The organism is Endozoicomonas arenosclerae (assembly GCF_001562015.1).
Taxonomy (GTDB): Bacteria; Pseudomonadota; Gammaproteobacteria; order Pseudomonadales; family Endozoicomonadaceae; genus Endozoicomonas_A; species Endozoicomonas_A arenosclerae.
Genome location: NZ_LASA01000066.1, coordinates 43918 through 66616, shown reverse-complemented (window position 1 = coordinate 66616; position 22699 = coordinate 43918). Strand labels below are relative to the sequence as shown.

Below are 22699 nucleotides of genomic sequence, written 5' to 3'. Positions count from 1 at the left end.
GAGAAGCGAGGTGAATTATGGAGTTAGCGCCAGTTCAGAACATTATGAGTTTGATGACTCAGGGATCGGAGAAGACCCCCGAGCCCGATACGCTGGCTGCCAGAAGCCAGAAGTTCGCCGAAGAAGCCAGCTTTTTCTTCACATTTTTCAAAAACCGTCCTTTAAGGCCCATGCCCGATCAGCCTTTGATGCTGATGCTCTACAAGTCCAAATTGAGAAGAAAGAAGCGCAAAGTCAGCAAGAAAGACAAGCTGGATAACCTGTATATGCGTAAAAGAAGGAATGAAGAGCAGGAAAACCAGCCTGATGAAGAGATGGATGATCAATCAATTTAGCAATCAACCGCCAGATACCTTAGAATCGTCCTGATATGCCGCAGCCTCGTGAATCCATTTATCTGCGGCGCATTGCTGCTGTAAGGAGCCTGACTAGATACTCAGCCTCCCGGACCACTTTCTCTTTCTGCTTGCCCGATTTTTACTGCCAGGGCGGAGATACCGGTCATCAGCAGACTACATCCCCGGCTCTGAGACAGCCTCAGAACTCACCTGCCATTCGCTGCAGACCGGGATACCGATACCGTTATGGAACGAGATTAAAGCATTGAGTGGTTTACTAGGTCTATTCAGAAAGAAGAAAGAACCTTCAGCGGGTGGAAAAAAATCTTCGCCCTCTTCTGACAACAAGCCCCCCAAACCCCAGGGTGGCAAGAAGAACACCAACGCTCCCAAGAGCAAATCCAAAAAGCCCAACAATTCCCAGAGCACTGCCCGTCGCAACCACCCCCGTAGCTCTCATCGTACACCCCATAAGAAGCCTGAACCTTCCTGGGATATCAGTCAGTTTCAGGTAGAGCCGGAAGAAGGGAAAACCCGCTTCCATGATTTTGAACTTCCTGATCAGCTGATGCGAGCTATCCAGGAGCAAGGCTTCAAATACTGCACACCTATCCAGGCTGAAGTATTAGGCAGCACCATAGCCGGTCGTGATGCCATAGGTAAAGCTCAAACAGGTACCGGTAAAACAGCTGCATTTCTGCTCAGTACCATTAAGCAGCTCATCGATATCCCTCCTCCCGATCAGCGCTATCTGGGTGAACCCCGTGCAGTAATTATTGCACCCACTCGGGAACTGGCTCTGCAAATAGGACAGGATGCCGAAGCGCTAACCAAGTATCTGCCCCTTAACGTACTCACTGTTGTAGGTGGCATGGATTACGAAAAACAGCGCAGTCGTATGAGCAGTGGTTTCATTGACATTCTGGTAGCTACACCGGGCAGGCTTCTGGATTATTGCGAACGTAAAGACCTTCATCTGGATCTGGCAGAAACACTGGTGATTGACGAAGCCGACCGTATGCTGGACATGGGCTTTATTCCACAGGTACGTCGCATCATTCGTATGACACCTCGTCCAGGTGATCGTCAGACTTTACTGTTCTCAGCCACCTTCACCGATGAAGTATTAAGACTCGGTGAGCAGTGGACCTGGAAGCCGGTTAAGGTAGAGATCGAGCCAGAAAGCGTGGCCACTGAGACCGTTGACCAGAAAGTCTTCATCGTCACTAATGAGCAGAAAGTCCCTCTGCTGATTAACCTGATCAATCAGAACAACCTGGAGCGGGTGATTGTATTCACCAACCGCAGGGATGAAACTCGCAGGCTGACAGAGAAGCTGCAAAAGAAAGGTCTGAAAGCGGATCAGATTTCCGGTGAAGTCCCCCAGAAGAAGCGACTCAAGACTCTGGACAACTTCAAAAATGGCAGGCTGACGGTTCTGGTGGCTACGGATGTAGCGGGTCGCGGGATTCACATTGATGGCATCAGCCACGTGATCAACTACAACCTGCCCGAAGATCCCGAAGATTACGTTCACCGTATTGGTCGGACAGGTCGTGCCGGAGCCAGTGGCACCAGTATCAGTTTTGCCTGTGAAGAAGACTCTTTCCTGATCCCGGATCTGGAAGAAATGCTGGGTGCCAAGTTGAACCTGGAATATCCACCTGAAGAACTACTGAAGTAATCTACAACCTGCCGATCCGACAGCGGATTTAAACCTTTAGGTTCGCTGTCGCTTTCTGACCAAAATCAAAAATAGTTATATCAAAGAAGAAAATCAGAACTTTCTGAAGAGTATTTTTATCAGAAATAGAAATGTAATCCTCTAAGTTTAGAATCAATTCGTCCTTATTAAAACAACAAACTCAGTATTTTGAATTTTTTATTTCTGTTAGAAATTTAAACTTGCTGACTGGCCTCTTTTCGATAAAAATCAAATATGAGAGATCCAAAAAACGGACGAGGAAGCCGCCTATGGGAAACGCCTTGGAAGCCAGGCCGATCATCTCAACCCAAACTACAACCTACATTCTCGACAGTAATGTTCTGATACACGACCCCAACTCGATCCTCAACTTTGAAGAGCATCAGGTGCTCATCCCCATGACCGTTCTGGAGGAACTGGATAAGCTTAAGAACGGAAAGCAAACCATTGCTGCAGACTGCCGACAGGCCATCAGACTGATTGACCAGATACTGGGTACTGCCTCACCCGCGGAGATCGAAGCAGGTGTTCCTATCCGACGTGGTAATAAATCAGAGCCTCAGGGTACTCTCTCAATCCTGAGTTCTCATCATGTAGAAAATATCACCACACTCCCGACCAGCAATAACGATAACCGTATCATCAACGATATCTGCCATTTCCAGGAAACTCATCCGGGTGCTCCGGTGATCCTGGTGACGAAAGATATCAACATGCGACTCAAAGCTCGCGGATGTGGAATTCCAACGGAGGACTACCATAGCGACCAGCTGGTTTCCGATATTGGATTGCTCAATAAAGGGTACCGCCTGTTTGAAGGAAACTTCTGGGACCGTGTCTCACAAGTTCAGACAGAGCAGCTGGAAGGTGTTACCTATCACCGGCTATTAAAAGAAGAACTGGGCGACGACATATATCTGAACCAGTTTTTCCTGGACGACACCGGTTTTGTAGCCAGAGTGAACGCCATCACTCAAGATGAAGTTCAGCTACAACACTACTGTCGTGAAACATTAATGGGCCAGGAAGCCTGGGGACTTCAGCCCCTGGATATCTACCAGGCCATGGCGCTGAATCTTTTGCTCGATCCCGATATCCATCTGGTCAACCTGACCGGTGCAGCGGGTTCAGGTAAAACCATTCTTGCCCTGGCTGCAGCTATTGAAATGACAGTAGCCACCAAACAGTTCCGTCGGATCATAGCCACTCGCTCAACCCGAGGGCTGGATGAAGACATTGGCTACCTGCCAGGTACAGAAGCGGAAAAAATGGAGCCCTGGCTCGGTGCCATTACCGACAACCTCGAAGCCCTGCATTGTGACGATGAGTCCACCAACAGCAGTGTGGATTACATTCTCAAGCAGGTTCCACTCCACTTCAAATCCCTGAACTATATCAGGGGTCGCAGCTTTCAACAGAGCCTGATCATCATTGATGAGTGTCAGAACCTTACTCCTCACCAGATAAAAACAATAATCACCCGTGCGGGTTCCGGCAGTAAGGTCATCTGTTTGGGCAACCTTGCCCAGATCGATACACCTTATCTGGCACCCACCAGTTCTGGTCTGACCTACATGACTGAACGATTCAAAAACTTCCCACACGGTGGCGCAATACAATTACAGGGAGTCCCACGCTCGCCACTGGCCGCTTACGCGGAAGAAAACCTTTAACCTTTACCTGCCTTTGAGGGATAGCCAGACTTATTAGTCTGGCTATCGAAGGGCCATAGCAAAATAGAATACAAACGATAGAAATTAATCATTAACTTTCCTGCTCCATCCCCCCTATCCTATGCATTATCGACCTGTCTTCAGTACAGGTACCCACTGGATTACAGTAGAGTAACTTCAGCTACCCGGCGTTACTCGATGATAAGGAGCTGGCACCATGTTCTCCAACAAACTGGACCTTGATGACTTCATGCAAGGACTGGCCAAGCGCAACCCCAATGAACCCGAGTTTTATCAGGCCGTTCATGAAGTGGCCCAGAGTGTTATTCCCTATATCAATCATCACCCGGAATACATTGACGCCCGTATTCTGGAAAGAATGACGGAACCGGATCGTATCATCAGCTTCAGGGTTTGCTGGGAGGACGACGAAGGACACATCAGAGTCAATCGTGGGTACAGAGTTCAATTCAACAATGCTATCGGACCTTATAAAGGTGGACTTCGTTTTACCAGCCACCTGACTCTGGATACATTGAAATTCCTTGGCTTCGAGCAGACTTTCAAAAACAGCCTGACCACCCTGCCACTGGGCGCTGCAAAAGGTGGCTCTGACTTTAACCCCAAGGGTAAAAGTGACCGGGAAGTCATGCGTTTCTGTCAGTCTTTCATGTCTGAATTACACAAACACATTGGTGTCTACACGGATATTCCAGCTGGAGACATTGGCGTTGGCGGGAGAGAAATCAGCTACCTGTTTGGTCAATACAAACGTCTGGAAAATCAGTTTCAGGGCGTTTTGACCGGTAAAGGATTGGAATACGGTGGCAGCCTGATCAGAAAAGAAGCCACCGGCTTTGGCACAACCTACTTTATGGAAGAGATGCTGAAGGAACACGGAGACTCACTGGAAGGCAAAAAGTGTGTAATTTCCGGTTCAGGAAACGTAGCTCTCTATACCGCAGAGAAAGTCATGCAACTGGGTGGGCATGTGTTAGCCATGTCAGACTCTTCAGGCTCAATACATGTACCTGAAGGTCTCACTCAGGAACAGCTGGACTGGCTGATTGACCTGAAAGAACATCGTCGGGGAAGAATCCAGGAATTTGCAGAGCACTTCCACTGCGACTTTTCGCCTGACACAAAAGTCTGGGACATTCCCTGCCAGATTGCTTTTGCCTGTGCCACCCAGAATGAACTGGAACGCAAAGATGCAGAAACCCTGATCAAGAATGGCTGCAAAGCAGTGGCTGAAGGAGCCAACATGCCTTCTACACTGGAAGCGGTTCAACTCTTCAAAGACAATAATGTCCTCTTTGCTCCTGCTAAAGCCGCCAATGCCGGTGGTGTTGCCGTCTCAGGTCTGGAAATGACCCAGAACAGCATGAGACTGTCATGGTCTCTGGAAGAGTTGGAAGACCGCCTGAAAACCATCATGCAGAAAATACACAATCAGTGCATCAAGTATGGACGCAGTGAAGGTGAAAACATTGATTACGTCCGAGGAGCCAACATAGCCGGTTTCAAAAAGGTGGCTGATGCCATGCTGGCTTATGGTGTTGTTTAGTCAAAGAAAATAAAACTCCTCTGAATACCTCATCTTTTATGGGGTATTCTCTCCGTCATCAGCTTGATATTCAGAAGAGACTTTACGAATAAATTTCCGTAGTAAAGGATAGAAAGTTGGAGATTCATCAAGATTATTATGATCGTAATTCGCAAAAACCTCAGTATCAGATGGACCAAACCAGGCTTGAGCAAGGTTTTGGCCATGATGGGGAGGTATGACTCTATCCTTTCCAGCGATCATGAATAACGCAGGCACATTGAGCTGACGAGCTACGCTCAAGCTATCAAAAGGATGCTTCAACAACCAACGAACCGGTAACCACGGGTAATGTTGACCAGCTACGGCCAGGAGGCTGTCATAGGGTGTAATAAGAACCACTCCCGCCAGAGATTGACCATTGAATTGAACCTGCTGAGCTAACTTTACTGCTACTCCTGATCCGAGGCTTCGCCCCACCACTATAATCTTCTCTGGAGATATTTCTTTTTGTACAGTCAGAAATTCAAACTGTGCCCAAGCATCTTCAATCAGGCTCTTTTCTGATGGAGAACCGTTACTGCTGCCATACCCTCTATAATTGAAGGAATAAAATTCCGATACACCCAACTCATCCGAGAGATAAAGCATTAAAGAAATATCTTCTGCATTACCACCAAAATACAGCACAACAGTTTTGTTGTCGGTATTTTCAAAATGACGACTAAAGCCGCTCAATAAAGCATCATTACTGTTGAGACTCAAAGGTGTATGCTCGACGCTGCTTAACATTCGGCTATCGTTCGTTGCGCCAGGAAAGATTAGACGACTCTGCTGGAACACGAAAAACATACAAATACATAGATACAGACCTGTAATTGCAGCTATTAGCAGCCCCAGACTGCTACTCATTGTTGCAACTCCACGTTTGCAACCATTGATCAGGATCACTATTGACTGGTACAGGGCTGACACATATGCAGACAGTATCTTCAACCAACCCAATACCCAGTAAATCACCAGGCTTTAAATTTGACAGTTCAAGCCTCGGCAAGACCAACTTTATCGTTCCCGGCTGACCACTTTTGATTACTCCCTTCAAGGTAGTTGGATCAGGAAACCCTTGCGCTAATGATGGGGATTTTTTCAATCCAAACAACCCACTCGATGAATCAATCTCTGTGATCTCAACTAATATCTTTTGCTGTACCTTCCTTTCTGCTGGCCATTCCCAACGCAGCTCTGTTTCACCTGCCATTGCACATCCTCCTAAAACCATCAGCATAAATAAAAAAAAACTAGCAGACCTGGATAGCATAATGCTCTTATACCTCGCTCACGGGTAACACTTCCAACTTAAAACGCAAGTCTGCAGTTCGGCGTACACCAATATGGCCAGTAACAAACTGAACATCTCTACTTTTCTCTTGGCTAAGCTGTTTGAATAAATTGTTGGGAGTATCTAAGCCAGGAATACCTTTTGATAAAATATTAGCTTCTACAAAGGCTTCGGATGCATGAGATGAACAATTCCCGCCCAGCAAATTGAAAGAGCCTGGATTCAGTTGTAATTGCTTCCAGAACTTATCAAAAAGATCACTCTCTTGTGGAGTGACTTTCAAAGACAGCAGGCAAGAAACCACATTGTATTTTTTAGCCATGGATGCATCCACATAATAGGGACGAATTTTCCTCATCCCTTCATAGTTAGCAACCATACCCTTCATATTCATACCGGAACGGTTCCAAGAAATAGAGTACCGACCTCCAGATGCTGCACCTTCATCACCAAAGAAACCAAAAGGCTCACCTGTTGATATAATACAATCTGCATGCTGTTCCATAACACCAGGATTATGATCAAGAGAACGCTTACCTCTTACAATCAAACCAATACGTTTGGTTCCTGACATCTTCTTCTCCCTGAAACGACTCATTGTAATTCTTTTACTGGTGCCAACGTTTTAATCTTCTGATCCAATGCTAACAGGTAGTCGAAGAAATGTTGATAACTAGTGATTAAGAGGTGAAAGTTGATTTTTCCATTTCCGATCTGAAGAAACATCAACGATCTCACACCTTGAAGCGACTTCTAGTCTGTAGACTCTCACTATTACTATGCCGCATCCTCAAATTGATCCCAGGGAACCTCAGAGAGAACATCCAGCAATTGATTCACCTGCTCATGGCTGTGGCTGGCTGAAAAAGTCACTCGCAGTCTTGAGCTGTCTCTGGGAACTGTAGGTGGGCGAATCGCCGTAACAATGATGCCTCGACTTTCCAGATAGCGGCTGACTTCCATGGTTTTTTCAATACTGCCGATCATGATTGGCTGAATGGGGGTGCCAGAATCCATGAGAGGAATGCCCATGGCCATACACCCTGCTCTGAACTGCTCCACCAGTTTGAATAAATGATCCCTGCGCCACTGCTCCCTGGCCATAATCCCAAGACTGACCCGTGTCGCTTCCGCTACAGCCGGAGGCATAGCTGTTGTGTAGATATAACTGCGGGAAAACTGAATCAGCACCTCAATCAAGGCTTCACTGCCAGCGACAAAAGCCCCGAAAGTCCCAAGGGATTTACCCAGTGTTGCCATCAGTATGGGCAACTCTCGCATCCCCAAGTCATCAGCATTAGCAGTGCCTTTTCCCTGCTTTCCCAACACCCCAAAGCCATGGGCATCATCCAGCATTAACATTGCCTGATGCTTGCTGGCGATCTGAGCAAGTCTGGGTAAGTTCTGCTGATCACCGTCCATACTGAAAACACCATCAGTGGCAATCAACTTTCGGGAAGCACTGCTGGAGATTAACCTCTGCTCAAGATCATCCAACTCAAGGTGACGGAAACGTTGAAAACGCGCTCCAGATAGTCGTCCAGCGTCTAGCAATGAGGCGTGATTGAGACGATCCTGAAAGATAGCATCCCCCTGCTGGAGCAACGCACTCATAACACCAAGATTCGCCATGTACCCTGTAGAAAAAAGCAGAACCCGAGGGCGACCCAGAAAATCAGCCAGCTCTTCTTCCAGCTGATGCTGTGGACGACTGTGACCCAGTATCAGATTGGATGCACCACTGCCTACACCATATTCATCCGCCGCTTTTTGAAATGCCTGAACCACATCAGGATGATTTGCCAGACCGAGGTAGTCATTGCTGCAAAAAGCCAGACAGGGTTTGCCATTAACGATGACAGAAGCATCCTGAGAGGAGCCCAACACCATTCTGTTGCGATACAGCCCCTGCTCCTGCCGCTCGGACAGCAGTTGCTGGAAATAGTCTTCTGACATTCCCCTTATCCTGCGGCGTTATAGAACAAAGCCGTGTCGCCGGAATCTTCCGGATGAACCTCTACCGGCTCAGGTTGTATCCCCAGACGGTTAAAGAGCTGATAGTCCGCCTCTTCTTCCGGTAAAGGGGTTGTTAATAACGTTTCTCCAAGAAAGATGCTGTTGGCACCCGCAAAATAGGCCAGTGCATGAAGTTCATCACTCATCTGCATTCTGCCCGCAGAGATACGGACATGGGCTTTGGGCATCAGAATTCTGGCTGCAGCCACTGTCCGCACGTATTCCAGAGGATCAAGATCTTCGACACTGTCCAGCGGCGTCCCTTTCACTTTGACCAGCAGATTGATAGGCACACTACCGGGATGAACAGGCAGTATTGCCAGCTGATGCAAGAATGACGCTCTGTCCACAGAAGTCTCACCCATGCCGACGATCCCGCCACTGCAGACATTAATACCAGCCTTCTGTACTGAATCCAGTGTATCCAGACGATCTGAAAAGGTTCGGGTCGTAATGATGTCCCCATAAAACTCAGGAGAGGTGTCAATATTATGGTTGTAATAATCCAGTCCAGCTTCAGCCAGAGCATTAGCCTGTTCATCTGTCAGCATGCCCAAAGTCACACATGACTCCATTCCTAGAGCTTTTACCCCTTTGATCATTTCTATGACTTCGCCGAGGTCTCTGTCATTAGGATTTCTCCAGGCGGCGCCCATACAAAAGCGAGTTGCACCACTCTCTTTGGCCTGCTTGGCTTTGTCCAGAACCGCCTCAATTCGCATCAGCTTTTCTTTCTGGAGCCCGGTATTGAAACGGCCACTTTGAGGACAGTATTTACAATCCTCAGGACAAGCACCCGTCTTAATCGAAAGAAGCGTACTTAATTGAACATGGTTAGGATCAAAGAACTGACGATGTATGGAATGCGCCTGAAACAACAGGTCATTAAAGGGTTGATGATAGATTTCCCTGACTTCGTCCAGCGTCCAGTCCGTACGAATAAGCTCTTCCTGCCTGACAACCTTGGACATACGCAAATACTACCAGTGAAGATGACTTGAGTTATTTCTGGAAGAAAGTCTATTTGGGGAATGCCAGCTGTCAACTTTATAGACCATATAAAGTTGACAGCTGATAAGTGTTTCAGACATTCAGAGGGTTACTGTTCAACTGACACATCTGTTCTACCATAGGTGTCTTCAAACCGGACAATATCATCTTCACCCAGATAAGCACCGCTCTGAACCTCAATCAGTTCAAGCATGACTTTACCGGGATTCTCCAGCCTGTGAGTGCACCCCAGGGGGATATAGGTGGACTCATTTTCAGACAGTAGAACCTGCTCACTGCCACGAGTCACCAAGGCAGTTCCTTTCACCACAATCCAGTGCTCAGCCCTGTGATGGTGCTTTTGAAGGGAGAGACGGGCACCCGGCTTCACACTGATTCGCTTCACTTGATACCTGTGCCCCTGATCAATGGAATCGTATTTACCCCAGGGTCGATAGACATGTCGATGATACAGCGCCTCCTGACGATCGTTCTTTTTCAGGGCAGTCACAATATCTTTTACGGACTGGGCATCGTTTTTATCCGCAATCATGACCGCATCGCTGGTCTCAATCACCACCAGATCCTTGACCCCGACCAGAGAGACCAGTCTGTTTTCGGAACGCACATAACAGTCTTTGGAATTGACCGACTCAACATCACCATAACAAGTCAGGCCTTCCTGATCACCTGACTCCAGCTCCATGATTGAAGACCAGGACCCCACATCACTCCAGCCACAGCTGACAGGTACCAGAACTGATTTTTGGGTTTTCTCCATCACCGCATAATCAATCGAGTCCGACGGGCAGCTGAGAAAAGCCTCTCGATCCACCCGAATAAAATCCCACTTGTGCTCTGCAGAGGACACAGCATTTCGACAAGCTGAAAGAATGTCGGGTCTGAACTGTTCCAGCTCAGTGAGATAAAGCGAAGGTTTGAACACAAACATGCCGCTGTTCCAGTAATACTGCCCGGACTCCAGATAACTTTTTGCAGTTTCAGAGTCCGGCTTCTCTACAAAAGACGACACTTGGTAAGCTTCTTCAGAAACACTGCTCAACACATCACCTTTGCTGATGTAACCATAGCCCGTTTCCGGAGCTGAAGGCTCAATACCAAAAGTCACCAGATAATCCTGCGAAGAGACATTGACGGCATCAACCACTGCTGCACGAAATGCTGCTTCATCCTTGATAAAGTGATCTGCAGATAAAACCACCATAACTTCATTTTCTTCGCGAAGCAGAAGGCTGGCTACCGCGAGAGCCGGAGCCGTATTTCTGCCCTCCGGTTCCAGCAAAATACTGCCATTGGTCATCCCGAGTTCTTCTAACTGCTCTTCTACGATAAATCGGTGTTCTTCATTACAGATAATCACGGGGGGATGTGCATCCAGCCCCTCAAGACGCATCAGAGTCTGCTGGAGCATTGAGCGCTTGCCAAGGCAAGGTAAAAACTGTTTGGGATACTGTTTTCTGGAATACGGCCAGAGACGGGTACCAGACCCGCCAGCCAGAATGACCGGTGTGAACATCAAGATTCTCCTTTTGTTGTTCAACGGCTGATAAGTACCTAACCAGTTGTGCTCGCATAATCTGGACGGCGGCTTTTTCCATCCTTCTGTGTTCCAGCTCTGGTTACGTAGCTAAGGCTACGCGCCCGACGTTGCGCCTTGAAGGATGAAAAAATCCACTCGCCAGAATATTGCGAAACAACTGGCCAGGTACTTACGATTTATGCTTTTTCCGTTGAAATGCCACGACTGGAGTACTGTTATTGTCATTATTCAGGAAAGCGGCATTTCCAATTGTTCAGCTGTTTTACAGTTTATTCCGTTAATAAAATCAGATTGGTCAGGTTGCCTCCGATATACGTGTGTCGCATGGAGCGTAGTTCTGTCAGTAACTGCTTACCTCTTGTAGTGAGTGGATAATGCTGCTGATAAAGCTCCATCCAGACCAGTGAGTAGGACTTTTCCAAGCCGGTTGTATCCTGGGCTGAACCACTGGCTTCAGCGAACACCGAAACATTTTCTATTCCCGTCATGACCGCCGCACCAAGACGCTTGATTGCCTGATTATTTCGGCCATAAAGGTCTATCCCATTCAACTTTCCTTCCTCAGCCATAATGACCAGAGGTATCAAGGCAAAATTATGGTAAACCAGCGCTCTGGTCTTTCTTTTCATTTCATTTTTAAGAAACCCGTTGTCGTCCACCTGGTCGGCACCTGCATTGAAAGCCCTTACACCCCAATCGAAAAAGTCTTTCCTGCTGGCAACAATCCCGGTCAACATGATCCCTGCACCTGCCCAATACATATGGTTGTTAATTTTCTCAGGGCGGACAAAGTAGCCCTGGTAATCTTCCATGACTTTCAGGGCTACGGCGGCCAGCCAATTCCTGATGGCTTCGTCCTCTGACAACGGTCGATTAAGCTTGAGATAACTTGCTGCGATTGAACTGAGGAACCATTGACGCACAGCACGGCCGGTTGAGGTTGTCGCATCCTGTGTCATGGACTTTGCCTCAGCCCATTTATTCAGCCAACTGAGCGCACATTGCTGAAGAACAGAATCCCTTCTTGCTGACAGTACATACTTATCGGTAATTTTGGCCATGTACTGCTCATACTTCTTAATATCCTCAGTCTGCTTTTTATAGCGCGCTTCAGCTTCTGCGTTTAACTGATCCCTTCCAGAGCCACTGCCTTCATATTTACTGGGCATACTCAAAGGTCCACTAAAAGGGGTTACCACTTCTGAGCAATAATCCTGACTTACTGCTTTATAGCTTTTATCCGTTTTAAGACTTCTACTGTAGAGAGATTCATATCGATCACTGCCTAACAAATTAGAAGCTGACACATTCAAAGGTATCAAAGCCAATAAAGAAATCTTTAACAACACTATTGAAACAGTTCTAGAAAACTGTAATTCATTCATTATTTATCCCTGCCATATAATTGGATTCATTCAAATCTTTTCTTTTACACAAGGAAGTTTTCACTGTGCCTGAGTGAGGTAAATCTTCTTTTAAAAGGATGTCTGCAGCAACAAACATCTGATCCTTAAGAGGTGGCTCAGCATTCAGCTCAATAAAGAAAAGACCATTACTATCGACTCGGTTAGATCGTTCTATTTTAATCTTTTCCGACTTGCCGTTAGCGTACCAGACCTTAACTTCGAATTTATTAATCAAAGTGTTATCGAATTCAAACTTTAGAAAATGTTCATCACTTTTAAATATTTCATCAAGAGGCTTTTTATTGACTAAAGCAGGGTTAATTCCAATTGAAAGCTCACTCTCATTATTAATAATCTCTTCATCAATTTCACACCCACCATAAACAGGAGGAATCATTCTTCTAAAAAAAGATTCTGACTTGGGTATATGATGTAAGAGTGACTCCCAAACCACAAAGCTAGGCTTAGCCTCAGAAGAATATTCGCCATGTAAATATTGATCTATAGCCCCTGAATAGTTACCTCCAATCACAGACAAGTTCAGTACATCTCTCTTCAACTCACTTTGAAGGCTATCTGCAAAGCCTAAGTAATCCAAAGCACTAAAGCTGGTTCCCAATAAAATGATCTGGGGTTGCTTTTCATCAGAAAAAAGGTCATTAGAAAACAAAGTTGATGCGTCAGCTTCTGACTGCTGCTTTGTAAAGCTGTAGACTCGAGCATACTCCCAGGGGACGTTTCGATCACAAACCTCAGCTAACGTCATCATTAGCATACTTTTGTTAATTCTTTTCACCCCTGCAGGTTCCCTTTTATAGATAACCTCATCAAGATCACCATATTCCGGCTGCATTTTAATGGCATCAGCGGCAACGTTGGCCGTTTGTAACGCCCCTTCCGGTGACCAGTGAATATCTCGCTTCAAAAAAAGAGGCTCATTGATTTTTTTCCAGTGATGAAGTGAAGAAAAATCAATGGTATTCACGCCCTTATCTTGTAAAAGCTCTATTCGCTCCTTATAGCTTTCTTCTGCTTTCTCAATATCAAATTGACGGGTAAAAGGGTCATTCCAGTCAAGCATCTCTGAACTCACAAGCGTCCTGGCCGGAGGGTTTAAATAAATCAGCCTTATACCATTTTTCTCAAAAGCATCCTGAAGTCTTTTCAGATCATCAACTATCTTCTTGTCCATCGAATAATTAGTCGTATAGCCGACTTTTGACCTGAAAACCCACTGCTCTTTGCCATTCGACAAGAACAAAGCACCTTTGGACCTTTTTGATTCATAAGCGCTTTCATTCTGAGATTCCTTACAGACAGATAGTGGCGTCAGATCAACACCATTCCAGATATCAGCCTGGGAAAAAGAGCAGTACAGACAGAATAAAAGCCAGCCTGGAATGATCTGTTTCATAACCTTGTATACACCTTATTATTATCAACTGAAACACGCTGACTCTGACCACCAAAGAAAATATTGGTAACCTCTCCCCGTTTGAACTTAATGCTGCCCACCTTGGCAACTTGTTGTTCTCCTGCATAGATAGCTAAAGAAACATTCACCGCATTGATCGTTCTGCTACCTTCCAAACCGGCAGCAATTTCTTCGAGAATAGCGACTTTGCCATCAGCTGTTTTGAGAGAAATATTCTCCATGTCACTGACATTATAAAGACGAACCATCGCTTTCGATTTTCGATTGAATGCTTCATCTTCCTTGACGATATACCCTCCTCCCTGCTCTAAAAGGGTATAAAAGCGTTTGGCTTTCAGCTCTATTTCATCCAGTCCTGGTAACCCCTGAACACTGTGAGTCCCTTCTTTTAACAAAATGTAGGGGGTAAGCCCGGACACCTTGTTGAAAGGCGGCTTTTTCCCTCCTACCAAAAGATCTTTCATGCTGGCCGGCTGGTCGCTATACACTCTGACAAAAGCTGAATCTGCTGCAGCGACCGGATCATAAACTTCTGCCCACAGTGATCCTGAAGCGAACAGAGAGATCGCTGTCAGAAAAGCACTAAAAGCCCGGAGAATGCTAAAGAATTGACGTTCAATGGTCTTCATGACTGTTTGCTCCTGTACTCTTCCAACACCTTCTGATTACCTTCCACGCCCATATACCTCTCGGGAATTTCCCAAATCACCAGCTCAGGCGGACTTTCAATGAACTCTTCAGAGACCAGATACTCCAACATCGGTTGAAAGGGCCCTTTTCCTTCCTGAGCATGATTGGGAATTTCCATGCCCAACGACTTCTGCAAAGCATCAGCAAAGTGCCAACGCTCATTAGCTGAATAACTGGTACCTACCAGATTGACCGGGAAAGACAGTCCATCAAACAGGATGTTTTCAGTGTTATTGATAGCTCCATTAATAGCTTCATGAGTCAAAACCAATTGCTTCGTTTCAATCAGATCCGGGCTGGGTCCAAACATTTCCAGTCCCCTACCCAAGGGCAAAAAGTTATAAAGATCTCCTCGAAAAATCTCCGGATCTGATCTCTGCCATTCAAATGAGGTCTGATCGTATGATAAATCTGTAAATTGCTGCCTGATCGACTGAGACAAACGCTCAGCCACAGACTCAGTAGCCTGGGGAGTCCAATGGGTATCGGTTCTAAGAAAAGCCTTTTCACCTAAATCACGCATGGTCTCATAGGCATCAAACACGGCTATATCTTGCTGACCAACAGCTTGTTTATTACTAAACGCATCCAGCAGATAACTTCTTCTCAAAGCAATATCAGGAGCGATCTCTTTTTCGCCCAGATTTTCAGGAACCACACGCCATTTGGCGGGTATCACTGTAATCAACAACTGACTTTCGTTTTCTGCAAAATGACTTTTAACTATTTCAATGAGTTCCCGCGCGGCCTCTACTTCCTGATGCTCGTGAGCTGACGGCTCCAACTCTTCTTTGATGAAAAGCCAACCATCTTTACCGACAAACAAGCCTTTCTGGCCTTCTCCAAACAGCGTATAACTGACCAGGGCCCACAACCCTACGGCATAGTTTCTAGCCGGATGCTCCTTGTCATAAAGCTTGCCCACAGCGGAAGTGATTTCGCCATTTTTCCAATTCCCCTCCAGGACAAACCATTGCTTCCATGGCAACAATCCAGCCAACGAGAAAAGCATCAGAGCTAACAGAAATCCAAACGCAGATGATGGGAACAACCTTGAGCGCCTATCAGTATTGAAACGCCTCAACCCGTTTCTGTAATCCATGTTCATCGCTCGTCCCTCTAAAACTGGAAATAAAGAAAAGGTGAATAGGATTCAGCCATCAGCTTGCTGACCGCCACCGCAAACAGACCGCACATTGCCAACTGGGAATAGTTAATTCCAATCGGGACACTTTCACTCTTTAACCTTTGATTCAGACCCCGGTAGAAGATGAGCCACCAGGAAAAACAGAGCATAAGAAAGGACAGGGAAGCGACATCAGCGATGCCTTTTACAGAAAACTCGAGTCCATTCAAACCCAGCATGCTATACAGGAATTCAAAAGCGGTACCGACATTGTCGGCTCTGAAGAATACCCACCCCATCATGACTAGAAGAAGAGTAGTCAGTATCCTTGCCGCTTTAAGAGGATCGGTATCCGATGTTCCCAGCTTGAAATAACGCTCAAAAGCCAGAATCAAACCATGCCAGGCACCCCAGACCAGAAACGTCCAGTTGGCTCCATGCCAGAGGCCGCCAAGCAGCATGGTCAGAAACAGATTTCGATAAGTCAGGAATGCACCTCCCCGATTACCTCCCAGGGGAATATACAGATAATCTCTCAGCCAGCTGGACAAACTGATATGCCATCGACGCCAGAACTCGGTAATGCTCTGGCTGATATAAGGCTGATTGAAATTGTTGATAAACCTGAAGCCCAGCATCAGACCCAATCCAATGGCCATATCGCTGTAACCACTGAAATCAAAATACAATTGCGAGGTGTAGGCGAAAATCCCGAGCCAACTTTCAAGGAAAGTCGGAGATTCCAGGGCGAAGCTGGCATCGGCAATAGGCGCAATGGTATCGGCTATCAGCACTTTCTTGCAGAAGCCGATCATGAACAGCCAGGCACCTTCGTTAAACTTTTCCAGTGTATGGCTTCTGGACTCAAACTGATCGGCAAGGTCTTTGTACCTAAGAACAGGACCCGCGATCAGCTGTGGGAACAGGGCAATAAAAGCGGCAAAATCGATCAGGTTTTTGGTAGGTTTTACATCTTTTCGATAAACGTCAATGACATAACTGATCGCCTGAAAGGTATAGAATGAAATCCCTATAGGCAGCAGTACATGAGCCAGATCAAAAGGCTCATAACCCATGGTCGCCATCAACCCATTGAGACTGTCGATACCAAAATCTGCGTATTTAAAATAACCCAGTGTTAGCAGGTCACCAATAATGGCAACTGTCAGTAAATTCTTACCACTGCCTCCGGCCTGTTGACGCTGATAAATCAGGTTTCCAAATACCCAGTTCCATAATGTGACACCAATAAACAGTGCCAGAAAGTCCACTCGCCACCAGGCATAGAAGGAGTAGCTCGCCACCAATAACAAAAGGTTTTTCCAACGCCCGGGCGTCAGATAATAGAGCATTAAAAAGAGTGGCAAAAAGAGAAAAATAAATACCGTTGATGAGAACACCATAACCCTGTCTCCCTGACCGACCTTAATTTTCAGATATTTTCTATTTCTGTTTCCGTTTCAGCTTCAATCAATACCGTTTTCTGTTCTTTATAGATGTAATTCAGCAGCTGACTTTCATACCTTGAATAGTCTCCCTTGAAGACACCCCGACCATTATGATCAAGCTGATTTTTTCCAAAGATTGAAAAATCGAGCCCATCAAACTGAAAAGCACCTGTCGTATTGGCTTCAATTTGATTACTGACAAGCAGATCTATGGAAGATTTTGGTTCAAAGGGATCAAGCTCAAGGTTTCGACCTTCAATCTCTTCCTTTATGTAGCCATAAACACCCACACCTTTATTCGCCATAATTTTGTTTTTAACGACAATGACGTTCTGACTGTTTCTCATCCGAATGCCGTCTCTCTTGTTGTCAAAAACATTATTTTTGTAGATCAGGGCATCCGATGATTCATAAAGCGTTATACCATCGCCTTTATTATTGAAGGTGCTGTTGTTGTAGATCAGGTTTTTAGTGGAAGTGCGATCCAACATGATCCCACTGCCGTTATTATTAAAACTGACGTTATTGATAATAAAGCTGTTGATCACTTCCCTTGAGACAATAATGCCGTGTTTCTTTTTTGTTCCGAAGGTTTTGTTGCCGGAAATAATCAGTCGCTCAGAACGATCATGGGGGTCAATAGCGTAAACTATATTCTTCTCATACTGGTTATTCGCGATCACCACATCGTTGGCTTCGTAACTGTAAAAGCCGTAATACAAATCAGTGAAGTAATTGCCAATCAGCCAGCCCGTAGGGTGATCCAGCTTTTCTCCACTCTGCACCAGCTGAGCAGGTCCCATTGACAGTGAAAGGCCATAGGATTTTCCCTTCAGATACCCCAGTGACTGAAAGGTACTATTGCCTGCGTAGGTCAGGGAGTTACTCCAGGCCAGGATAAAAGGTCTAAAGGCTTTTTCATCACCTGAGTAAAGTGCGGGCTGTTGCTTTTCTTCTCGCCACCCTGCAACTATAGAGTCCAAGACAAACAGCTGACCACTATTAACCAGAAAAGCACCACGCTCTTCACTCAGACGAAGCTCTTCACCCTCTTCTATCAGCAAAGAGCTGCCATGTTTAACCAGAATCGGTCGTCTTAAAAGATAGGTTTTATCCTCTAGTCGTTTAATGACCTGATCATCATTAATGATCCGGTTAAGTTCAGCCAGTGTGGCAACACCTTCCTTTATGACTATGGCTTCTGGCAGTTTTCCCTGTTTTTGCAGGTATACCGGTAGATTTCCATCACGGGTAAAACGAAGTAACTCATCATGATCCCAGAAACGCGAGATCTCTATATCAATAGATTGATGACTGTTTTTCTCTTTGGCAGCCATATCCCTGATGCCATCAGTACTGAATTGGCTCAGATCTGGCAAAGCTAATGCATCTGATGAAACGGCTCTGGCTGTTACCTCTGATAGCGTCTGATCAATGGGTTGGTCATCCACAGCAAACAAAGGTCTGGCTATGAACATAAACCCGATCATCCAAATTCCTTTTATCATCAGAAATCCTCCAGATCCTGTCTGACCTTAAACTCCAACAGCACTCTGGAACGTGTCTTTCCGCTGGCATTGCCATAAGCATCACCAGCCCTGAACAACCCCGCCCTCATGGTCAGCTGCACCCTGTCCACAGACTCAAAAAACTGCAGGTTTTCCGGTAACCAGCTCACTTCGAAATCCAGAGTCTGACCAAGAGAATGATTGCCAGCGATCAACCCTTCTTCGGTACTGATCTGACTGTCACCCACACCAGCCTTACTGTTTCGACGCTGGATAAGATTCCACTGTACGCCTGCTCGCCATTGCTCCTGGCGGAACCCATACAGCAGACTAACCATGGAAAGATTTTCCAAAGTCTGGCGATAGGCGTAACCCGTCTTGTAAAAAGAGAGACCAAGATCACTTGCACGATAACGATTGCTGGCCAGGTCAGACTGGATGAACCCTTCCCTGTCACCCTTATCTTCACCTTTGGAGGTCAGAGTCAGATTGACTCCAAACCAGGAAGACAGTTGTGGCATTTCCCACCAGACTCCGGCATCCAGCAGCCAGCCACTGATATCATAGGTTTGCTGCCCTGTTATTTGCCGTTTACTTCCAACCGAGCTGCTATTGGAATCAACGCCTTCACCTTTTACAGTCTGAACGCCCAGATGGACTGCTATACCCTGTTCAAACTGACTGGATATGGAAAGGCCCAACCAGGTAGCATTACGATCATGACGATCGATATCTTCTGAATTGTGAAGGCTGCCAATCGGCTGCAAGCCTGAATAATCATCCTGATGCAAAACAAAGGCGCTGATGTGGCTTTGATAAAACCATTGATAGTCGACAATGCCTGAGTAATATCGGATCTTTTGATCTTCATTAAAGAAATCGGTCTGATCGGTTCGCCAGGCCATTAGCCTTTCAGAAACTCTGACTTCTGCATTGAGCAAAGTTGAATGAAAACCGAGAGAGAATCCTTCAATGTCTTTATCCCACATCATGCCTGAACTTTCCCTGAAACGGGTCCGACCAATGGCATATTGCCATTCACCATTGTGCACCGGATTCGTGAGCTGATAATTAAAGCGCTTCAGTTCTGCAAAGGTTCTGGAGTTATTGTCATCGAAGCCTGTGTTACCGATCTCCTTATCACTGCCTGCCAGATAGAAGCGTGTCAGCAAATCCAGTGAACCCAGATTATCGTTCTGCCAGACGCCACCATAACGAACATCCAAAGCTGTAATGCCAAAATCAGTTTTGGTATCACGACTCCCCAAATAAGAATCGGTTGCCCTGTCATGACTCACCCGGGCGTTTACAAAGGATGACCAATCAGCACTAGCGCTAATGCTTGTCGCCATCGTGAATACAGCCGTCGTGACAGTCAGGGTTTTGATGATCTTGTTTCTAACTTCCACTGTACCTACTCCCTTACATCAACCTTCGCTCTGAATAACCGAGTCTTGTTTCGAATCCTGACCCGATTCTGATACCCGTGAAGCCTCTATTTCATAAAGCAACTCAGGTGCTCTCCGGGCTCCCATTTGCCAGGCCTTTTCTGCGTAGATACGAGCTTGAATGGGATTAGCAGCAATACCGAGTCCTTCATGCAGGATTCTGGCAATTTCCAGATACCCTTCAGGCTTACCCATCTCTGCAGCCTGACTCAGCAATTCAAAGCCTTCATAAAAACGGGCTTGTCCCAGCATTTCGGTTAAATAAAGTCGCCCTAGAAGAAAACTGGCTTCAGCATTCTCCTCAACATGCGGTAAAAGCAGCTTTTCTGCTGAGAAGGGATCTGTAATTGAATAGACCCCAGCCAGGAATTGCTTGGCTTTCCAGACATCGGCTTCTTTAAAACCGGACTCCTTTGCCTTTTCAAACCACTCACTCAGTTCTTCTGAATCCGTTACATGAGGGTATTTGAGCGCCATTCTAAACAGTTCGGCCCAAGCTTCATGATCAGTTTCCGTAGCCTTCAGGAAGTATTCTTTAGCAGCCAACAAAGACTCTGTCGTTTTATTTTCATCACTGTAAAAAGCCTTGCCAAGTTGGGCATATAAACGACTTATTCCCAGATCTGAATCTTCTAACTGATCTTTGAGTGCTTCAATAGAGCCTATTTCAGGAAACACCATTACCAATTGAATAGCCGGTTTTAATGCCTGATGTTCCGAGCCAACAACACCCAGCAAACAATTCCAGGCTTCAGTCATCTTCTCTCTGTCTGGTTGAAGCCGCTCTTCATCCAGCACTTTATTCAGCAAGGCTGTCCCTTTATACAAACAGGCCTTTTCAATGCCAGAGGCAATCAGTTCATCAAAGAGCTTCAGCCTGGTATCAAAAGGAGTCAGTTCTGGCCACTCATGATAGAGATTTGCCCTTTCCAGTTTGGCCTGGAGCTCATCAAACTCTTCCATCTCCTTGATGATGGACAGGGCTTGTTCAGGACTCTGGCCACCAGCACTTTTACGGTAATGTAAACGGGCCATTCTGGAATAAGCCTTGTCCACCCCCAGCTCAAGAGACTGCCTGTAGAGCTCCAGAGCCTTCTCTCGATTCCCCTGATCTCGTTGTATATCACCCAGCAGCAGAGTAGCTTCAGGAAAGCCTCTTCGAGACAGCGCCATGAAATGTTGCTCGGCCTCAGCAGAGCTGTTTTCAGTTAAAGCTCTTTTGCCTGCGTCTAAATCCGGCAAACTGCTACAACCCGCCATCAGAAGGACTGAAAAGAAGCCTGGAAACACCACGAATCTGTTCATAGCCAGCCCATAAAGCTCACATCAACACGAGATACTTTCACCTGAACCGGACGATTCACCCACTCTATAGGCAGCGCTTCCTCTGGCTTGATCCAGACGTCCACACCCCGGGTACCTTCTGCATCCAGAGCAGCCTGAGCCATTTTGAATTCGGAAATCGTGCCATTGATGGTTGTGTTTTCCCCTACCACTTCCAGTACAACATTTTTGTTGTTTTCAAGATGTGCCGAATCCTGAAACCGGAATTTCGCCATAACCATGACCTCCTGATGGTCAGGAATCAGCTGAAAAATCGTTTTACCCCGATTCACAACAGTGCCATCCAGTGCACCTACTTCCTTGATCAGGCAATCACAGGGACTGAATAATGTGGTAGTAAAATCCTGAGAGATCAGCTTATCCAGATTTTCAATCACATCGGGATCATTGATTGCACGGTCATTAATCAGGCTCATTGCTGAGACCGTATAACTGGCCAGTGGCTGCCCTTTGGCGACCCGAGTCTCCCCCTCAGGAATCAGACTGGTGAATACAGCATCCCTGGGCATGGTCATTTCAACTGTGTTGATGCTCAGGTTGGCGGTGGTTGAACGATCCACAAGATAATGATCGTATATCTGGTAAAGCACCAGATAGCAGGCAAGAATACCGGCTAACGAATAAATAGCTGTCCCAAAGAAAGCCTTGGGTCCCAGTTTGCCAGGGTCATCTGATTTCTTTTTCTTTCTGGGGGTAACAAAATTATCTCTTTTTGAACCATTGATCATATCTTCCGGTTCAAGTAACTCACCCGAAACATAGCTATTGATGATGAGCTGAATAGCGGACCGTTCACGCACACCCAAATCATCAAACATGGCACCTGCTAAATGGCTTTCAGAATCAATATGAACGATAACGATGGATGTATTGATTCGATATTCAACACCCGCAAATGCGGTAATGATTCGAGCGGTATAAGTAGCACCGGCCTCCAGTTCTGAATCGGTTACTTTAAAACCCACACCACCACTGGAGATGTTAATAAGCTCACAACTTATCTGGGAATCTCCAGCCTGAATACTGATAAAACCATTCAATCTGACTCTCGGATACTGCCTTTGAACTTCCGACTCATGAACCAGACTTCGGGTGGCCATATCATTCATGTGCTAACTCCTTGTTC

The 22699-nt window shown here is 46.2% G+C and carries 19 protein-coding genes; 4 read left to right on the top strand and 15 right to left on the bottom strand.

Annotation, left to right across the window (positions count from 1 at the left end; translation table 11 throughout):
* Positions 1-17 precede the first annotated feature (17 nt).
* The 4 genes from WG89_RS09850 (at position 18) to gdhA (ending at position 5283) form a co-directional block, all read left to right on the top strand.
* On the top strand, positions 18-335 hold the full coding sequence (locus tag WG89_RS09850; protein ID WP_062264955.1) for a hypothetical protein: 318 nt from the start codon (positions 18-20) through the stop codon (positions 333-335).
* A gap of 268 nt (positions 336-603) precedes the next feature.
* Positions 604-2022 (top strand): ATP-dependent RNA helicase RhlB, encoded by a 1419-nt coding sequence (gene rhlB / locus WG89_RS09840; RefSeq protein WP_062264949.1) that lies wholly within the window; start codon positions 604-606, stop codon positions 2020-2022.
* Between the two features lie 290 nt (positions 2023-2312).
* Complete coding sequence (locus WG89_RS09835) at positions 2313-3716, top strand: PhoH family protein (RefSeq protein ID WP_062264946.1); 1404 nt, start codon at positions 2313-2315, stop codon at positions 3714-3716.
* A gap of 217 nt (positions 3717-3933) precedes the next feature.
* A complete protein-coding gene (gdhA, locus tag WG89_RS09830; protein ID WP_062264943.1) occupies positions 3934-5283 on the top strand; it encodes an NADP-specific glutamate dehydrogenase in 1350 nt (449 codons plus the stop codon).
* A 36-nt stretch (positions 5284-5319) separates the two neighbouring features.
* Here gdhA and WG89_RS09825 read toward each other — a convergent pair whose 3' ends face one another.
* From WG89_RS09825 to WG89_RS09755, 15 genes are all read right to left on the bottom strand, one after another.
* On the bottom strand, positions 5320-6174 hold the full coding sequence (locus WG89_RS09825) for an alpha/beta hydrolase (protein ID WP_153301506.1): 855 nt from the start codon (positions 6172-6174) through the stop codon (positions 5320-5322).
* Positions 6167-6520, bottom strand: coding sequence for a hypothetical protein (locus WG89_RS09820; RefSeq protein ID WP_153301505.1), 354 nt, complete (start codon positions 6518-6520; stop codon positions 6167-6169). The genes WG89_RS09825 and WG89_RS09820 overlap by 8 nt, the downstream gene beginning before the upstream one ends.
* Positions 6521-6587: 67 nt before the next feature.
* Positions 6588-7175, bottom strand: a complete 588-nt coding sequence (locus tag WG89_RS09815; protein ID WP_153301504.1) for a hypothetical protein — start codon at positions 7173-7175, stop codon at positions 6588-6590.
* Positions 7176-7378: 203 nt separating this feature from the next.
* Positions 7379-8557 carry an 8-amino-7-oxononanoate synthase gene (bioF, locus tag WG89_RS09810; RefSeq protein ID WP_062264930.1) on the bottom strand — a complete coding sequence of 393 codons (1179 nt, stop codon included), beginning with the start codon at positions 8555-8557 and terminating at the stop codon, positions 7379-7381.
* Positions 8558-8562: 5 nt separating this feature from the next.
* Entirely contained in the window at positions 8563-9588 is a 1026-nt protein-coding gene (gene bioB / locus WG89_RS09805) for a biotin synthase BioB (RefSeq protein WP_062264927.1), read from the bottom strand.
* 128 nt (positions 9589-9716) lie between these two features.
* On the bottom strand, positions 9717-11144 hold the full coding sequence (locus WG89_RS09800; protein ID WP_062264924.1) for a mannose-1-phosphate guanylyltransferase/mannose-6-phosphate isomerase: 1428 nt from the start codon (positions 11142-11144) through the stop codon (positions 9717-9719).
* A gap of 293 nt (positions 11145-11437) precedes the next feature.
* Entirely contained in the window at positions 11438-12553 is a 1116-nt protein-coding gene (locus WG89_RS09795; RefSeq protein WP_062264921.1) for an alginate lyase family protein, read from the bottom strand.
* Positions 12546-13988 (bottom strand): alginate O-acetyltransferase AlgX-related protein, encoded by a 1443-nt coding sequence (locus WG89_RS09790; RefSeq protein ID WP_062264920.1) that lies wholly within the window; start codon positions 13986-13988, stop codon positions 12546-12548. Before WG89_RS09790 ends, WG89_RS09795 begins: the two co-directional genes overlap by 8 nt.
* The gene (locus WG89_RS09785; protein WP_062264917.1) at positions 13985-14638 is read right to left on the bottom strand and encodes an alginate O-acetyltransferase AlgF; all 654 of its coding nucleotides are present in this window, start codon (positions 14636-14638) and stop codon (positions 13985-13987) included. Before WG89_RS09785 ends, WG89_RS09790 begins: the two co-directional genes overlap by 4 nt.
* Positions 14635-15801, bottom strand: a complete 1167-nt coding sequence (locus WG89_RS09780; protein WP_172806766.1) for an alginate O-acetyltransferase AlgX-related protein — start codon at positions 15799-15801, stop codon at positions 14635-14637. Before WG89_RS09780 ends, WG89_RS09785 begins: the two co-directional genes overlap by 4 nt.
* A gap of 17 nt (positions 15802-15818) precedes the next feature.
* The gene (locus WG89_RS09775) at positions 15819-17228 is read right to left on the bottom strand and encodes an MBOAT family O-acyltransferase (protein ID WP_062264910.1); all 1410 of its coding nucleotides are present in this window, start codon (positions 17226-17228) and stop codon (positions 15819-15821) included.
* 29 nt (positions 17229-17257) lie between these two features.
* Entirely contained in the window at positions 17258-18781 is a 1524-nt protein-coding gene (locus WG89_RS09770; protein ID WP_062264907.1) for a right-handed parallel beta-helix repeat-containing protein, read from the bottom strand.
* Positions 18781-20190: an alginate export family protein gene (locus tag WG89_RS09765; protein ID WP_062264904.1), complete on the bottom strand. Its 1410-nt coding sequence runs from the start codon at positions 20188-20190 to the stop codon at positions 18781-18783. The genes WG89_RS09770 and WG89_RS09765 overlap by 1 nt, the downstream gene beginning before the upstream one ends.
* A gap of 18 nt (positions 20191-20208) precedes the next feature.
* A complete protein-coding gene (locus WG89_RS09760; protein ID WP_062264901.1) occupies positions 20209-21534 on the bottom strand; it encodes a tetratricopeptide repeat protein in 1326 nt (441 codons plus the stop codon).
* Complete coding sequence (locus tag WG89_RS09755; RefSeq protein WP_062264898.1) at positions 21531-22682, bottom strand: PilZ domain-containing protein; 1152 nt, start codon at positions 22680-22682, stop codon at positions 21531-21533. The genes WG89_RS09760 and WG89_RS09755 overlap by 4 nt, the downstream gene beginning before the upstream one ends.
* Positions 22683-22699 lie beyond the last annotated feature (17 nt).

Excerpts from the sequence above, each read along its gene's own strand:
- WG89_RS09800 (WP_062264924.1), bottom strand. The coding sequence starts at position 11,144 with ATGTTCACACCGGTCATTCTGGCTGGCGGGTCTGGTACCCGTCTCTGG.
- WG89_RS09780 (WP_172806766.1), bottom strand. The coding sequence starts at position 15,801 with ATGGATTACAGAAACGGGTTGAGGCGTTTCAATACTGATAGGCGCTCA.
- WG89_RS09815 (WP_153301504.1), bottom strand. The coding sequence starts at position 7,175 with ATGTCAGGAACCAAACGTATTGGTTTGATTGTAAGAGGTAAGCGTTCT.
- WG89_RS09755 (WP_062264898.1), bottom strand. The coding sequence starts at position 22,682 with ATGAATGATATGGCCACCCGAAGTCTGGTTCATGAGTCGGAAGTTCAA.
- gdhA (WP_062264943.1), top strand. The coding sequence starts at position 3,934 with ATGTTCTCCAACAAACTGGACCTTGATGACTTCATGCAAGGACTGGCC.
- WG89_RS09820 (WP_153301505.1), bottom strand. The coding sequence starts at position 6,520 with ATGGCAGGTGAAACAGAGCTGCGTTGGGAATGGCCAGCAGAAAGGAAG.
- WG89_RS09770 (WP_062264907.1), bottom strand. The coding sequence starts at position 18,781 with ATGATAAAAGGAATTTGGATGATCGGGTTTATGTTCATAGCCAGACCT.
- WG89_RS09760 (WP_062264901.1), bottom strand. The coding sequence starts at position 21,534 with ATGAACAGATTCGTGGTGTTTCCAGGCTTCTTTTCAGTCCTTCTGATG.
- WG89_RS09775 (WP_062264910.1), bottom strand. The coding sequence starts at position 17,228 with ATGGTGTTCTCATCAACGGTATTTATTTTTCTCTTTTTGCCACTCTTT.
- bioB (WP_062264927.1), bottom strand. The coding sequence starts at position 9,588 with ATGTCCAAGGTTGTCAGGCAGGAAGAGCTTATTCGTACGGACTGGACG.
- WG89_RS09785 (WP_062264917.1), bottom strand. The coding sequence starts at position 14,638 with ATGAAGACCATTGAACGTCAATTCTTTAGCATTCTCCGGGCTTTTAGT.
- WG89_RS09835 (WP_062264946.1), top strand. The coding sequence starts at position 2,313 with ATGGGAAACGCCTTGGAAGCCAGGCCGATCATCTCAACCCAAACTACA.
- WG89_RS09825 (WP_153301506.1), bottom strand. The coding sequence starts at position 6,174 with ATGAGTAGCAGTCTGGGGCTGCTAATAGCTGCAATTACAGGTCTGTAT.
- WG89_RS09790 (WP_062264920.1), bottom strand. The coding sequence starts at position 13,988 with ATGAAACAGATCATTCCAGGCTGGCTTTTATTCTGTCTGTACTGCTCT.
- WG89_RS09795 (WP_062264921.1), bottom strand. The coding sequence starts at position 12,553 with ATGAATGAATTACAGTTTTCTAGAACTGTTTCAATAGTGTTGTTAAAG.
- WG89_RS09850 (WP_062264955.1), top strand. The coding sequence starts at position 18 with ATGGAGTTAGCGCCAGTTCAGAACATTATGAGTTTGATGACTCAGGGA.
- bioF (WP_062264930.1), bottom strand. The coding sequence starts at position 8,557 with ATGTCAGAAGACTATTTCCAGCAACTGCTGTCCGAGCGGCAGGAGCAG.